This window comes from Micromonospora jinlongensis, assembly GCF_013410645.1.
In the GTDB taxonomy this organism is placed as follows: domain Bacteria; phylum Actinomycetota; class Actinomycetes; order Mycobacteriales; family Micromonosporaceae; genus Micromonospora; species Micromonospora zamorensis.
Window position 1 is genome coordinate 5,131,746 of the sequence record NZ_JACCHK010000001.1, and the last position, 13,773, is coordinate 5,145,518.

11 protein-coding genes are annotated in these 13,773 nt (G+C 72.6%); 8 read left to right on the top strand and 3 right to left on the bottom strand.

What is annotated here, in order from left to right; all coding sequences use genetic code 11:
- Nucleotides 1-125 precede the first annotated feature (125 nt).
- The 3 genes from HNR22_RS23085 (at nucleotide 126) to HNR22_RS23095 (ending at nucleotide 3,050) form a co-directional block, all read left to right on the top strand.
- Nucleotides 126-830 carry a cytidine deaminase gene (locus HNR22_RS23085; RefSeq protein ID WP_179782093.1) on the top strand — a complete coding sequence of 235 codons (705 nt, stop codon included), beginning with the start codon at nucleotides 126-128 and terminating at the stop codon, nucleotides 828-830.
- Nucleotides 831-975: 145 nt separating this feature from the next.
- The gene (locus HNR22_RS23090; protein ID WP_179782094.1) at nucleotides 976-2,259 is read left to right on the top strand and encodes a thymidine phosphorylase; all 1,284 of its coding nucleotides are present in this window, start codon (nucleotides 976-978) and stop codon (nucleotides 2,257-2,259) included.
- 110 nt (nucleotides 2,260-2,369) lie between these two features.
- On the top strand, nucleotides 2,370-3,050 hold the full coding sequence (locus HNR22_RS23095) for a DUF4272 domain-containing protein (protein ID WP_099850418.1): 681 nt from the start codon (nucleotides 2,370-2,372) through the stop codon (nucleotides 3,048-3,050).
- Between the two features lie 2 nt (nucleotides 3,051-3,052).
- On the opposite strand, the gene HNR22_RS23100 is transcribed toward HNR22_RS23095, so the two are convergent.
- Nucleotides 3,053-3,922 (bottom strand): putative RNA methyltransferase, encoded by an 870-nt coding sequence (locus HNR22_RS23100; RefSeq protein WP_179782095.1) that lies wholly within the window; start codon nucleotides 3,920-3,922, stop codon nucleotides 3,053-3,055.
- 105 nt (nucleotides 3,923-4,027) lie between these two features.
- Between HNR22_RS23100 and HNR22_RS23105 the strand changes: the two genes are divergently transcribed.
- Entirely contained in the window at nucleotides 4,028-5,101 is a 1,074-nt protein-coding gene (locus tag HNR22_RS23105) for an adenosine deaminase (RefSeq protein WP_179782096.1), read from the top strand.
- Between the two features lie 3 nt (nucleotides 5,102-5,104).
- Here HNR22_RS23105 and HNR22_RS31480 read toward each other — a convergent pair whose 3' ends face one another.
- Nucleotides 5,105-5,398, bottom strand: a complete 294-nt coding sequence (locus HNR22_RS31480; RefSeq protein WP_231927210.1) for a hypothetical protein — start codon at nucleotides 5,396-5,398, stop codon at nucleotides 5,105-5,107.
- A 502-nt stretch (nucleotides 5,399-5,900) separates the two neighbouring features.
- Here HNR22_RS31480 and HNR22_RS23115 point away from each other — a divergent pair.
- From HNR22_RS23115 to HNR22_RS23130, 4 genes are all read left to right on the top strand, one after another.
- Nucleotides 5,901-9,506 carry a nitrate- and nitrite sensing domain-containing protein gene (locus tag HNR22_RS23115; RefSeq protein WP_179782097.1) on the top strand — a complete coding sequence of 1,202 codons (3,606 nt, stop codon included), beginning with the start codon at nucleotides 5,901-5,903 and terminating at the stop codon, nucleotides 9,504-9,506.
- Nucleotides 9,503-9,907 carry a roadblock/LC7 domain-containing protein gene (locus tag HNR22_RS23120; protein ID WP_030329023.1) on the top strand — a complete coding sequence of 135 codons (405 nt, stop codon included), beginning with the start codon at nucleotides 9,503-9,505 and terminating at the stop codon, nucleotides 9,905-9,907. Before HNR22_RS23115 ends, HNR22_RS23120 begins: the two co-directional genes overlap by 4 nt.
- Before the next feature lie 101 nt (nucleotides 9,908-10,008).
- The gene (locus HNR22_RS23125; RefSeq protein WP_124820399.1) at nucleotides 10,009-10,383 is read left to right on the top strand and encodes a DUF742 domain-containing protein; all 375 of its coding nucleotides are present in this window, start codon (nucleotides 10,009-10,011) and stop codon (nucleotides 10,381-10,383) included.
- 1 nt (nucleotide 10,384) lies between these two features.
- Nucleotides 10,385-10,978 carry a GTP-binding protein gene (locus HNR22_RS23130; RefSeq protein ID WP_007455465.1) on the top strand — a complete coding sequence of 198 codons (594 nt, stop codon included), beginning with the start codon at nucleotides 10,385-10,387 and terminating at the stop codon, nucleotides 10,976-10,978.
- Nucleotides 10,979-11,223: 245 nt separating this feature from the next.
- On the opposite strand, the gene HNR22_RS23135 is transcribed toward HNR22_RS23130, so the two are convergent.
- Complete coding sequence (locus HNR22_RS23135) at nucleotides 11,224-13,773, bottom strand: transposase (protein ID WP_179783687.1); 2,550 nt, start codon at nucleotides 13,771-13,773, stop codon at nucleotides 11,224-11,226.

Here is a 13,773-nt window from a genome sequence, read left to right on the forward strand (position 1 = left end):
GGCGAAGCCTCACCTGCCGCCCACCACAACTGCATGATCGACGGGGCAGGCGGGTCGGGGCGCTTTTTCGGGGGTGACCCGGCCCTGCCCGCTGCTGACCTGCGCTGCTTGGGCAGAATGGCGGCATGACCGACATTGACTGGGCGCGGTTGCGTGCCGCCGCCACCGAGGCGATGCGGCACGCGTACGCGCCGTACTCGACGTTTCCGGTCGGCGCGGCGGCGCTGGTCGACGACGGCCGCATCGTGGTCGGTTGCAACGTGGAGAACGCCGCGTACGGGGTGACGCTCTGCGCCGAGTGCGGGGTGGTCTCCAGCCTGCACGCCACCGGCGGCGGGCGACTCGTCGCGCTCTCCTGCGTCGACGCCACGGGTGAGCCGCTGATGCCGTGCGGCCGCTGTCGGCAGCTGCTCTGGGAACACGGCGGGGCCGAGTGCCTGATCGAGAGCAAGACCCGCCCGCTGCGGATGGCCGAGCTGCTACCGCACGCCTTCGGCGTGGAGGACCTGGAGGCGGTCACCGGGGAGACGCCGGTGCCGGTGGTGCCGGAGCGACTGGCCGCCTGGCGCGGGCGCGGCACCGTCTTCGTGCACCCGGACATGTCCGCCGGCCAGCAGGTCTGGACGGCGTACTGGGAGCGGTCGGCCGGCGACGACGCGGGCGCCGAGACCGGAGTGCTGGAGGAGGCGCCGAGCTGGGACGACCCGGCCGAGGCGATCACCTGGGGCCTGGCCCGGACGCCCCGGGTGGTCGTGGTGGACGCCACCGGCACCATCTTCTGGGCCGGCGAGGGTGAGCCGCCTTTGGAGATCCCGGTTCGCTGGGGTTGATTGTGGTTGCTGTTTGGGGCCGGGGCCGACCGTGCCCGGCTCCGGGCGGTCAGGCTTGATCCCTCCGCCGGGCACGGTCGGCCCCGGCCTCGTCGTGGTAACCGGCCGTGCGTCGGTGCCGCATTCGACTAGAAAAGATCTTCTGATGAGTAGTGGTTTTGCTGCTGTTGACGTCATTCGGGTCAAGCGGGATGGCGGGGTGCTGTCGGACGCGCAGATCGACTGGGTGGTCGACGCGTACACCCGGGGGGTTGTCGCCGACGAGCAGATGTCCGCGCTGGCGATGGCGATCCTGCTCAACGGCATGACCGGGCCGGAGATCGCCCGGTGGACCGCCGCGATGATCGCCAGCGGTGAGCGGCTGGACCTCTCGGCGGTACGCCGACCGACTGTCGACAAGCACTCCACCGGCGGCGTCGGCGACAAGATCACTCTGCCGCTCACCCCTCTGGTGGCGGCGTGCGGCGCTGCCGTACCGCAGTTGAGCGGCCGAGGTCTCGGGCACACCGGCGGCACGCTGGACAAGCTGGAGTCCATCCCGGGCTGGCGGGCCACGGTGAGCAACGAAGAGTTCATCACCCAGCTGGACGAGGTCGGCGCGGTGATCTGCGCGGCCGGCACCGGGCTCGCTCCCGCCGACCGCAAGCTGTACGCGCTGCGCGACGTGACCGGCACCGTGGAGGCGATCCCGCTGATCGCCAGCTCGATCATGAGCAAGAAGATCGCCGAGGGCACCGGCGCTCTGGTCCTCGACGTCAAGGTCGGCTCGGGTGCCTTCATGAAGTCCGTGGACCAGGCCCGCGAGCTGGCGCGCACCATGGTCGAGTTGGGCGGTGCGCACGGCGTCCGGACGGTCGCCCTGCTCACCGACATGTCCACCCCGCTCGGGCTGGCGATCGGCAACGCCGTCGAGGTGACCGAGTCGGTCGAGGTGCTGGCCGGTGGCGGCCCGGCCGACGTGGTGGAGCTGACCCTCGCCCTGGCCCGGGAGATGCTCGATGCCGCGGGCCTGCCGGACGCCGACCCGGCGGCGGCGTTGCGCGACGGCCGGGCGATGGACTCCTGGCGGGCGATGATCCGGGCGCAGGGCGGCGACCCGGACGCGCCGATGCCCGAGGCCCGCGAGGTCGAGGTCGTCCGTGCCGAGCGGGACGGACACGTCGCGGCCGTCGACGCGTACGCCATGGGGGTTGCGGCGTGGCGGCTCGGCGCGGGCCGGGCCCGCAAGGAGGACCCGGTCAGCGTGCCGGCCGGTGTGGTCCTGCACAAGCGGCCGGGTGACGCGGTGCGGGCCGGTGACGCCCTCTACGAGTTGCGCGCCGAGGACGCGACGCGAATCCCGGCGGCGTTGGCCGAGGCCGCCGACGCGGTACGGATCGCGCCGACCGCCCCCGCGACGACGCCGCTGGTCATCGAGCGCATCGGCTGATCGAGCCCGGGTCGGGGCGGCGTGGTGTCGGTCACCTGGGAGCGCTATTGTCGCAGGCCAAGGGGGGACAACCGGCCTTGCGCCGGCGCGAGCAGACAGGAAGATCCGCCGTGACCGTTGCTGCCCCGGACCCACGTGAGGTGCGCGAGGCGAGCCTGGACGAGTTGTCCCGGCTCGGCCTGCCGTTGCCGCCGGCCCAGTTTCCCCTCGTCTGGGAGCCGGGCGACCGGATCGAACTGCGCCCCACGGCGGAGATCGAGGCGCGGATCGCGGTGCTGCATCTGATCCTCGCCCGCTGCTTCGGGATGCCCCCGCAGGCGGCGATGAGCTGGCTGCTCGGCTCACACCTGGTCGAGATGGTCACCCCGCCGGAATGGCAGTTCGTGATGGGCGGCAAGGGTGACCACCGTTCGTTCGTGCTGCACCACGACGCGCTGTTCGCGCTGGCCTGGGTGCTCGGGCTGAGCAAGCAGCTCGACCCCACCCTGGCCGTGGACGAGCGGCTGGTCGAGCGGCTGCCGCACATCGCCGAGGGGGAGACCTTTCCGCACTGGCGCTCGCGGATCCTCACTGCGCCACAGCACCCGGCGGACGCGGCCGCCCTGCTCGACCTGCACTACTGCCTGGACTGGGCGTACCTGGAGACCGAGCGCGACGGTCGGAGGGCACCGGGCCTGGTCGACGCGAACGCGATCGGGCAGCGGCGCTGGGCTCTGGAGTGGGCGGTGATCCTGCGCGGGCCGTACCACGACGAGCCCCCCGGCTGGGAAGAGGTCGACCTCTCCACCTGAGGTCAGCGGGGCCGGTACGCGTCCACCCGGACCGCGACGGTCACCCGAACCGGCTCGGACAGGGCGGCCAGCCGGTCGGCGAGGGCGCCCGGGTCGGTGTGCCAGGCGCTCGGGCCCATCCCGACCAGGCTGGCGGCCTCCGGGCGGGTCAGGGCCAGCTCCGCCCGGTGCACCGCCGAGCTGACCGGGGTGAAGTGCCCGCCCAGGCTGCCGGTCACCCGGTCCGCCTTGTCCGGGTCCACCCGCAGCAGGTCGAGGGCGTCCACCAACTCGGCGAGGTGGTCGGTGTCGGGCGTGACCACCAGCAGCGTCCCGGCCGGGTCGAGCACCCTGTGGAACTCGGCGCCGTTGCGCGGGGCGAAGACGTTCAGCAGCACGGCCGTCGAGGCGTCCGCCACGGGCAGCCGCTGCCAGGTGTCGGCGAGCGCCGCGGCGGCCCGGGGATGCGCGCGGGCGGCGCGGCGCAGCGCTGGCTTGGACACGTCCAGGGCCAGACCCACGGCGTCCGGCAACGCCGCCAGCACCGCGCCGAGGTACCGGCCGGTGCCGGCGCCGGCATCCACCACCAGGGGGTACGCCCCGACGTCGGACACCGACGGTTCGAGCCGGGCCACCGCCTCCGTCGCGGCAGCGGCGAGAGCGGCCGAGATGACGTCGTAGTGCCCGGCGGCCTGGAAGTCCGCGCGGGCCGCGACCATTTCGGGGGTGTCGCCGACGTGCGGTGCCCGACCGGTGAGCAGGTTGACGTAGCCCTGGCGCGCGATGTCGAAGCTGTGCCGGCGCGGGCAGCGCAGCGCGCTCGTGTCGGTGGCCTGCCCCAGGTGTTCGCCGCAGACCGGGCAGCGCAGCCGGTCGAGGATGCGGGGGTCCACGTCAGGCGCACTCCATCCGCTCAGTCTAGGCGTGCACCGGATCGGAGGCCGTGACACCCGGCGGCCCTGTCCCGGTCCGCCGGGGGTGCTGACTAGGGTCTGAGCATGGTCGCAACTATCCGGTACGAGGACATCGTCAAGGTTCCGAAGGCCCTGCTGCACGACCACCTCGACGGCGGGCTGCGGCCGGCGACGATCGTCGACCTGGCCGCGGAGGTGGGCCACGAGTTGCCCGCCACCGATCCCGACGCGCTCGGACGCTGGTTCGCGGACGCGGCCGACTCCGGCTCCCTGGAGCGCTACCTCGAAACGTTCGCGCACACGGTGGCGGTCATGCAGACCGCGCCGGCGCTGCGGCGGGTGGCCCGTGAGTGTGCCCTGGACCTGGCCGCCGACGGGGTGGTCTACGCCGAGGTGCGCTTCGCCCCCGAGCAGCACCTGGAGCAGGATCTCAGCCTGGACGAGGTGGTCGAGGCGGTGCTGGCCGGGTTCGCCGAGGGCACCGCCCAGGCCGTCGAGGCGGGCCTGAGCATCCGGGTGGGCACCCTGCTCACGGCGATGCGGCACGCCGCCCGCTCCCAGGAGATCGCCGAGCTGGCCGTGCGCCATCGGGACGCCGGGGTGGTCGGTTTCGACATCGCCGGCGCCGAGGCGGGCTTCCCGCCCACCCGCCACCTGGACGCCTTCGAGTACCTGCAACGGGAGAACTTCCACTTCACCATCCACGCGGGTGAGGCATTCGGTCTGCCGTCGATCTGGCAGGCGATCCAGTGGTGCGGAGCGGACCGGCTCGGCCACGGGGTGCGGATCGTCGACGACATCGCCCCGGACGGCACGCTCGGCCGGCTGGCCGCGTACGTCCGGGACAAGCGGATCCCCCTGGAGCTGTGCCCCTCGTCGAACGTGCAGACCGGCGCGGTGGCCTCCATCGCGGACCACCCGATCGGCCTGCTGCGCGACCTGCGCTTCCGTGCCACGGTCAACACCGACAACCGGCTGATGAGCGGCACCTCCATGTCACGGGAGATGTCGCTGTTGGTGGAGACGTTCGGCTACGGCTGGAAAGAGTTGCAGTGGTTCACCATCAACGCGATGAAGAGCGCCTTCATCCCGTTCGACGAGCGACTGCGGATCATCGACGAGGTGATCAAGCCGGCGTACGCCAAGCTGATGGCCTGACCATCAGCCGTGCGGGTGGCCGGCGAGCAGGCCGGCCACCCGGCGCAGCACCTCCCTGGCGCGGGCCGCCTCCGCGCCCAACCCGGTCTGTCGGCGCAGGATCGCGGGCTCGGCCCGGAGCAGCGCCACGCCGCGCCGGACCAGCACCCGGGGGGCCTTGCGCTGCTCGGACAGGTCCCGGGCGAGCCGGCGCAGGAAGGTCGCCCCGCGCGGTCGGCGCAACGCGTACGCCCCGGCGAGCAGCCCACGGCGACGGCATTCCTCGACGATCTCGGCGGCGAAGATCCCTTCGGCCACGAAAAGTGGCGATCCGGCGACATCAAATGTCCGGGTGGCCACCCGTCGGTCTGCGCCGATCGCATAAACCGGCACATCGGCGCGGCCTTCCCGAGCAAGTCGGGCAATGATTTCCACAGCGGTGGGGGCATCCCAGGACTGCGGGGATTCCCAATCCACCTGGCCGTTTCGGCGCGGCAACGTAGGGTCATCGCCGTCTTTGTAGAAGTCGTCCAGACAGAGCACCGGTAAACCGGTTTGCTGCGCTATGTACGACTTTCCGGAGCCGGAAGGACCGGCGAGCAGGACAACGCGGTGCGGATGTTCCATTACCTTCAGTTACTCCGGCCAGACGGACTGCTATCAAATCGCATCAACATCTCATCACACCTTCGGCCGGTGACAACCTGGGCTTTCTTCTTGCCGACCGGCGTGATGGAATCTCGGGGGTCCGACCCGCCGGGTCGGTCGCTGGGCGTTGCCCGGGGCAACGCGTTGAAGCTGTAATCGCGAGGGCGGTGTTGTGAGCAAACGGCCAAAGACGGCGGGCTCCTTCCTGTCGCGGCTGCGCCGGCCGGCCAGCCGGCTCCGGGACATGCCGATCTGGTCCAAGCTCGGTCTCATCATGATCGTGCCGACCATCGCCACGGTCGTGGTGGGCACCAGTGGTCTTGTCGACCACGTGGAGACGCTCAACAATGCCAACCGAGCCGGCGACCTGGCCAACCTGTCGAGCTATTCAGGCAGCCTGGTCGACAGTCTGCAGGACGAGCGGACCGCCGCCGTGCTGCTGCTGGGGGCGGACGGGACGCAGCCGACGGCGCAGTACCAGGAGGCCTACAACCGGGTGACCTCCCGGGTGGACCGCGAGGCGGCCCCCTACCGGCAGCAGCGTGCCGAGGTCGAGGACCTGCCGAGCAGCCTGGAAGGTCTGCTCGACGGCATCGACCAGAACCTGCAGGACCTGTCGGGCATCCGCAGCCAGGTGTTCAACGGCAAGCTCGCGCTCACCGAGACCGTGCAGGCGTACGAGGGTCTGATCAGTGACCTGCTCGCCATCCGCGACTCGGCCACGCAGCTCGCCGGCAACAACGAACTCAGCGACCGGATGCGCGCCGCCGCGGCGGTCGCCCGCGAGAAGGAGTTCCTCGCCGCACGCCGGGTCGTCGTGCACCGCGCGCTGGGCGTGAAGGGCGGCAAGCGCCTCACTCCGGCGCTGCGCACCGACTACATCGCCAGCGGCACCGGCCAGCAGCAGGCGCTGCAGAGTTTCAAGGCCGTCGCCACCCCGGACGACGCGAAGTTCCACGACCAGACGGTCGCGGGCGGCGACCGCCGGGAGGCACAGAACTACACCGGCTGGATCGACGGCAACACCACCGGCGACATGAAAAACGCGCCGTTCGGGCCGGACCAGTGGGAAGCCGCCATGACGGCCAACGCCAAGCTGATCCGCAACGTCGAGACCAAGCTCGACGGCGAAGTGGTCGACGAGGCCAACAGCCTCCGCTCGGACGTGCAGCGCCAGGTCTTCCTGGAGACCGGCCTGCTGCTCAGCATGCTGTTGCTGGCCATCCTCTTCGCGTACCTGGTCGCCCGCTCCATGGCCCGTTCACTTCGTGAGCTGCGGCAGGGTGCGCTCTCCGTCGCCCAGTACGGCCTACCCCAGGCGGTTGCCCGACTGCGTGACCCGCAGGTCGTCGGGCAGCTCTCCCCGGTGCAGCTGGCCAACCAGATCGCCGAGCCACTGCCGGTCCGCAGCCGGGACGAGTTCGGCCAGGTGACCGAGGCGTTCAACGCCGTCCACCTGGAAGCCGTCCGTACGGCCGCCGAGCAGGCGGCACTGCGCGCCTCCGTCGCGACCATGTTCGTCAACCTGGCCCGCCGTTCACAGATCCTGGTCGACCGCCTCATCGGGCACCTCGACCGGCTGGAGCGCGGCGAGGAGGACCCGGACCGGCTGGCCGAGCTGTTCCAGCTCGACCACCTGGCCACCCGGATGCGCCGCAACGACGAGAACCTGCTGGTGCTCGCCGGTGCCGACTCCACCCGTGTGCAACGTGAGCCGGCCGCGCTCATCGACGTGCTGCGCGCCGCGCAGTCCGAGGTCGAGCACTACACCCGGATCGAGTTCGGCGTCATCGACCGCGACATCGAGGTCGCCGCGCACGCGGTCAACGACCTGGTGCACCTCGTCGCCGAGCTGTTCGACAACGCCACCGCGTTCTCTCCGCCCGACTCGCAGGTGATGGTCGAGGCCCGTCGGGTCGGCGACCGCGCCTCGCTCTACGTCGAGGACCGCGGCATCGGCATCAGCGCCGAGCAGTTGCACGACCTCAACGAGCGGCTCGCGACGCCGCCGCAGGTGGACGTCGCCGTCTCCCGGATGATGGGCCTGGTCGTGGTCGCCCGACTGGCGTCCCGGCACGGCGTCCGGGTGGAGCTGCGCCCCGGCTCCGACCGTGGCACCGTCGCGGACGTGACCCTGCCTACCTCGGTGCTGGTGCCCCGGGCGCTCTCCGGTCGGGTGCAGCAGCCCCCGGCCCTGCCCTCGGCTGGCGGCCCTCAGCAGAACGGGCCCGCACCGGCCTTCGGCGCGCTGCCAGCGCTGGGCAACGGCCCTCGTCCGAGCGAGTCCGGCAACCAGGTCACCCTCGGCGGTCGGCCGTTCGAGCCCGCCTCGCGCAACGGTGCCGGCACCCCCGCCAACACCGGTGGCTACCGCTCGATGCCGGCCTGGTCCGACCTGACCGGCGCAGCCGGGACGAACGGCGTCAACGGTGGTGACGGGTTCACCCCGCGGCCCGCCAACGGCCAGCCGATCGACCCGCTGCCGCAGCGTCGCGCCGGAGACGACAGCCCGACCTCCGGCCAGCAGCCGTCGATTCCACGGCAGCTGCCCAGCAGCCCCGAGGCACACCCGTACTCGGCGCCGCCGGTCTCCGCTCAGCCCTACTCCGGCGCGCCGGTCTCCGCCTCGCCGGCCTCCGGCCAGCCGTACTCCGGGCAGCCCTACTCGGGTGCGCCGTACGGCGGTCCGCCGGTGTCCGCGGCCCCGGCCTCCGGGCAGCCGTACGCCGGTCCGCCGGTGTCCGCGTCGCCCGTGTCGGCCTCGCCGGCGTCCGGCCAGCCGTATTCGGGTCAGCCCTACTCGGTGCCGCCCGCCTCCAGCCAGTCGTTCGCCGGGTTCGCGCCCCGGTCGGCCCCGCCCGCGCAGGCGCCCAGCACCCCCGCGCCGCCGGCCTGGCCGCCGGTGCCGGGTGGCGACCGCGACGCTTCGGCGCCGCCGGTGCCCGAGCGGCTCGCCGCAGCCCTGGACATGACGACGGAGCTGCCGCGGGTCCCGCGACCCGGCGAACAGCCGGCCGCAGCAGCCCAGCCTCCGCCTCGGCCCTCGGCTCCTGCTCCGGCTCCGGCTCCGGCTCCGCAGAGTCGGCCGGCACCGCAGCAACCGCAGGCGCAGAACCGCCAGCGGTACGCGGACGAGACGATGGAGCTGCCGATCTTCCGGGAGCTCGAGTCGGCTTGGTTCCGTACCCGCCGTCCGGGTTCGGAGGAGGCGGCACCCGGCGCGCAGCCGGCGACGAACGGCGACACCGCGACCCAGCAGTTCGCTACGGTCGAGGCCACCGGTCGGGCAGTCCACAAGACACCACCCGGGACGACAGGTAACACACCGATGGCAGACACTCCGACGGCCGGAGGAGCGCCGCGGGACAACGGCTCCACAGCGAACGAGGGCGGTCGCCCGAGCCTCGCTGAGAGCCTGCCGAACCGCCGGCCCCAACCGCAGTCCAACGGCTGGCAGACCGCTGCCGACGACGGCTGGCGTGCTGCCTCGGCGGCGGCCGGCGCGGTGCCGGTGAGCGAGACCACCACGACCGGCCTGCCGAAGCGCAAGCCGATGGCGCAGTTGGTGCCGGGCGCGGTGGAGAAGCCCACCACCTCGGTCCAGCGGCGCTCCCCGGAGGCGGTCCGTGGCCTGCTCTCCGCCTACCACCGGGGCGTGCAGCGAGGGCGTAGCACCTCGGACAACCCGACCAGCCCGGAGGCAACTCCGGGAGGGCAATCCTCGCAGTCTGGCTCAGGCCCGGTGGCCGGGAGCGGGCAGAAGGAGCAAGAAGGATGACAACTACGCAGGATCTTGGTTGGCTGCTGGCCAACTTCGCCGACCGGGTGCCCGGTGTCGCTCATGCGGTCGCCGTCTCGGCCGACGGCCTCCTCCTGGCGTCGTCACGGGACCTGCCGCGCGATCGGGCCGACCAGCTCGCCGCGATCTCCTCGGGTCTGGTCAGCCTGACCCAGGGGGCAGCCCGCTGCTTCGAGGGAGGCGCGGTGTTGCAGACCGTCGTGGAGATGGACAATGGCTTCCTGTTCCTGATGTCCATCTCGGATGGCTCGTCCTTCGCCGTGCTGGCCGCCCGCAGCTCCGACGTGGGCCAGGTCGGCTACGAGATGGCGCTGCTGGTCGACCGGGTGGGCGACGCACTGACTCCGCAGCCGCGTGCGGCTGCGGGCATGCTGGGCTGACGCCTCGCCGCCGATCGTGAGGTCGGCACGAACGCAACAACGACAACGACGGGCTTCACCGGTGGGAGCCGGTAACGGGTACGAAGGAGGTGAGCGGCGAGATGGCCGATCGTGACGAACCGACCGGAGCGTTGGTCCGTCCATACGCCGTGACCCGTGGCCGTACCCGTCCCCGGCTCGACATCGCGCTGGAGGCGCTCGTCGAGACGACGGTGCGCGGCCGCACCGCTGCCAATGGCAACGGTGGTGGCCGCGAACACCAGTACATCGCCGCGCTGTGTGACGGACGCGTGCAATCGCTCGCGGAGATCGCGGCGCGGATGCAGCTCCCGCTCGGTGTGGCCCGGGTGCTCATCGCCGACATGGCGACGGACGGCCTGGTCGCGGTCCACGAGCCGACCATCCTGGACGACTCCGACGACGCGGTGGGCACTGAACTGCTGGAGAGGGTGCTGAGTGGACTTCGCAGGCTCTGACATGTCGCACCGCCCGCCGAACCCGAGCGGCCGCGTGACGTCGGCGAAGATCGTTATCGCCGGTGGATTCGGCGTCGGTAAGACGACGCTGGTCGGCTCGGTCTCGGAGATCACGCCGCTGACCACCGAGGCCATCATGACCTCCGCCGGCGTGGGCGTCGACGATACCCGGCAGGTGCCGGGCAAGACGACGACCACGGTGGCCATGGACTTCGGCCGGATCTCGATCGACCGTGACCTGATCCTGTACCTGTTCGGTACGCCGGGTCAGACCCGATTCTGGTTCATGTGGGACGAACTGGTTCGGGGTGCGATCGGCGCGGTCGTGCTGGTGGACACTCGCCGGCTGGCCGACTGCTTCGCGGCGATCGACTTCTTCGAGCACCGACGCCTCCCGTACCTGGTGGCGATCAACTGCTTCGACGGGATGCAGTACCACGACCCGCAGGACGTTCGGGACGCCTTGGCGATCTCGAGCGATGTGCCGGTGGTGGCCTGCGACGCCCGTAACCGGGAGTCGACGAAGCACGTGCTGATCTCGCTGGTCGAGTACGTGCTCACCATGCGCCGTACGCGCGCCGTCGCCCCGGCCTGATCGGGACGCCGCACCCCGGTGGTGGCTCTGGCCGCCACCGGGAGTTGCACCCTGCTCGCCGACAGCCCACGTCGGCGCGCGCCCTACGCCGTCTCCTGAGGCCCCGGAAGCCACCGGCCCCCGCACCCTGGGTCGTTCGAGCTGAGGGCTTCGAGAGGCGGCGTTGCCGCGTCCAGGGGCCACGTCTCCACACGCGACAGCGCCCTCAGTCAGCTGACTGAGGGCGCTGTCGCGTGTAGCGAGGGTCAGGACTGGTAACCGGCGGAGCGGTACTCGTACTCCCGGTCGTCGTCGCGGTCGCCGTGGTCGCGGCTGAAGTCCCAGCCACCGGCCGCCTCGCGACCGGGTCGACCGCCCACCGCGAAACCGCCGATCTCCTGGCCGCGACGCCAACCACGGAAGTAGCCGGTGGTGTTCTCCGCGAGGCTTGCCGCATCGCGCACTATCCGCAATGGGCGCTCCTCGCGCAGCGGGGAACCAGGGACCAGGTTGGCCTGAGGCACGCGCTTCGGCAGCCCGGCGTTGGTCTCGGCGCCGACCGCGGGGCGGGCGGCCTGCTCTGCGGCCTGCCAGCCGGTGTCGGCCGTGGTCGACCAGTCCAGGTCGGACTCCTCAGCCTGGCCGACGAACCAGGCTGACTTGGCCTGCGCGAAGATCAGCAGGTCGCCGTCACCCTCGTCGGCGACCGGTGGCGGACGGTGCTCGACCGGCGGCGTCCGGCGCTCCAACGGCGGCGTCCGGCGCTCCATCGGCGGCGTCCGCTGCTCCAGCGAGGGCGTGCGAGGCTCCAGCGAGGGCGTCCGGTGCTCCATCGGCGGCGGCGGACGGTGCTCGGCGGCACGGTCGGGCCGAGCGGCCGGTCGGCCGCCGCGAGCGGCCAGCTCCCGGTCGACCAGCCGCAGCGGCGGCGTCTCCAGGTGCGCGTCCGCAGGCGGGTTGAGCCCCTCGCGCAGCGCCCGGTCAGCAAGTGGCGGTGGCTCGACCAGCCGCAGCATGGGTGGCTCCTGCGGCAGGTCGTCCGCCAACCAGGGCGGGGTGACCCGACCGTCGGCCCGACCCGGGTCGGTCGGGGCCTCGATGCCGCGGCTGCCACCGTACGGGGAGGCCACCGGGTTGTTCGGCGAGCTGTCGGCAGGGTCCTCCGGGTTGTTGACCAGCGGCCAGTTGGCGCGGGAACCGGGGGGTGCGGCGGGCTCCTGACCAGGACGGGGAGTCGGCACCGGGATGCTGAGATCGGTGGCGCTGAACCCGCCCGTGGGTGGCTCGTCCACCGGACGTTGCAGGTGACTCGGCCGGGGCTCGCCGTTCGTCTTGGGGCGGGGCGGGATGACCGTCCGCTGCCGTTCGGCCCGCGCGTTGTTGATCGCGGCGGTGGTCAGCGTCGGCCGGAACGGCTCGCCCGCCTCGGCCGGAGGCACCATGCCGCGCTGTGCCGGTGCGATCGGGGTGATCCCGGGCGGCGGGGGCGGCGGCGAGGAGACCGGTCGGTTGGTCGGACCGTCGATCCGGCTGGGCGCCGGGTCGGTGCGGTCGGGGAACGTGGACGACGGCGGCTTGGCCATGGCGGCCGGGGCCATCGGCGCGGGCGCGACCGGGGGCGGCGTGACCGGAGCCGGGGCGACCGGGGGCGGCCCGAGTGGGCGGGGCGACGCGAGCGGCGCGTTACCGGGGATCGGCTCGGGGCGGCTGCGTCGCCCGACGGCGGGTGCGGGGTCGGCGGCCGGGGTGGGCCGGAGCGACCGCAGCCCGGCGCCGGTGCCGGCCAGCCCGGTCGGCTCACCGGCTGGCTCGCCACGGCGGGTGCCGGTGCCGGCCAGCCCGCTCAGCTCGCCGACCGACTCGCCACGGCGGGCGGCGGCACGGCGGCCGGGTGCCTGGGCAGGCGCGGTCACCCGTGAGCCGAGCGCACTGACCAGGGCCTCGCAGCCTGCGTCGCAGGCCCGAACCGAGGCGACGGCCTGGCGGACCGTCTCGGCCACCGCTGAGGTGAGCGCCCGGTTGACCGCGGCGCGCCGCGGCGTTTCCGAGATGGCGACCCGCAGAGCGGTGACCGCCTCGTTGATCTCGTCGGCGTCGGCCACCCCGTCGGCGGCGAGGTGCGCGGCGATGGCGTCCGCCGCGACCGACACCTCGCGGCCCCGGGCGACGGTGCCGCCGAGCATGCCCGGCTCGGGCAGCGCGTCCAGCACGGCCAGCGAGACCGGCTCGGCCGGGTCCGGGTACGCACGCAGGGCCGCCGGGTAGAGCTCGCGCAGAACCTCGCGCAGCGCCACGGCGGCGGAGTGCCGGCCGGTGGCCAGCGCGGCGTGCGCGGCGAGCACCTGCTTGTAGCCGGCGAGATCCCGGGGTGCCGGCAGGGTGACCGCCGAGAGCGCGCCCGCCTGCAACGCGCGGGCCAGGCCGACGGCCCGTCGTTCGGCCGGAGGCGACTGCATCTCCTCCAGGGAGTCGTCGTCGGCGAACCGCTCGGCGAAGTCGTCCACCGAGTCGTCGTCGGCGATCGCCAGGGGCCGACCCGCAGCGCTCAACAGCGAGATGACCGTGTGGTCGTCGCTGTCGGCGGCGATGGCCGCACCGCTCGGCCCGCCCGACCGCTCCACGAGCAGCGCGACGAGCTGGGCGTAGCCAGCGGCCTCGTCGCTGATCTCGCAGACATGCAGCAGACGGCCTGCGTCGTCGACCACAGCGGACGTCAGCGTCGAACCGGCGGAGGCCGGTCGGTCAGCCGGATCCGCCGAGGCCAGACCGCAGTAAACGCGCACGAGCGCCACGGCGTCGTCCTCCTCCCGGGACAG

What these genes read in the sequence shown, in the direction of transcription:
- HNR22_RS23085 (WP_179782093.1), top strand. Translation starts at nt 126, where the DNA reads ATGACCGACATTGACTGGGCGCGGTTGCGTGCCGCCGCCACCGAGGCG.
- HNR22_RS23090 (WP_179782094.1), top strand. Translation starts at nt 976, where the DNA reads ATGAGTAGTGGTTTTGCTGCTGTTGACGTCATTCGGGTCAAGCGGGAT.
- HNR22_RS23105 (WP_179782096.1), top strand. Translation starts at nt 4,028, where the DNA reads ATGGTCGCAACTATCCGGTACGAGGACATCGTCAAGGTTCCGAAGGCC.
- HNR22_RS23120 (WP_030329023.1), top strand. Translation starts at nt 9,503, where the DNA reads ATGACAACTACGCAGGATCTTGGTTGGCTGCTGGCCAACTTCGCCGAC.
- HNR22_RS23125 (WP_124820399.1), top strand. Translation starts at nt 10,009, where the DNA reads ATGGCCGATCGTGACGAACCGACCGGAGCGTTGGTCCGTCCATACGCC.
- HNR22_RS23130 (WP_007455465.1), top strand. Translation starts at nt 10,385, where the DNA reads ATGTCGCACCGCCCGCCGAACCCGAGCGGCCGCGTGACGTCGGCGAAG.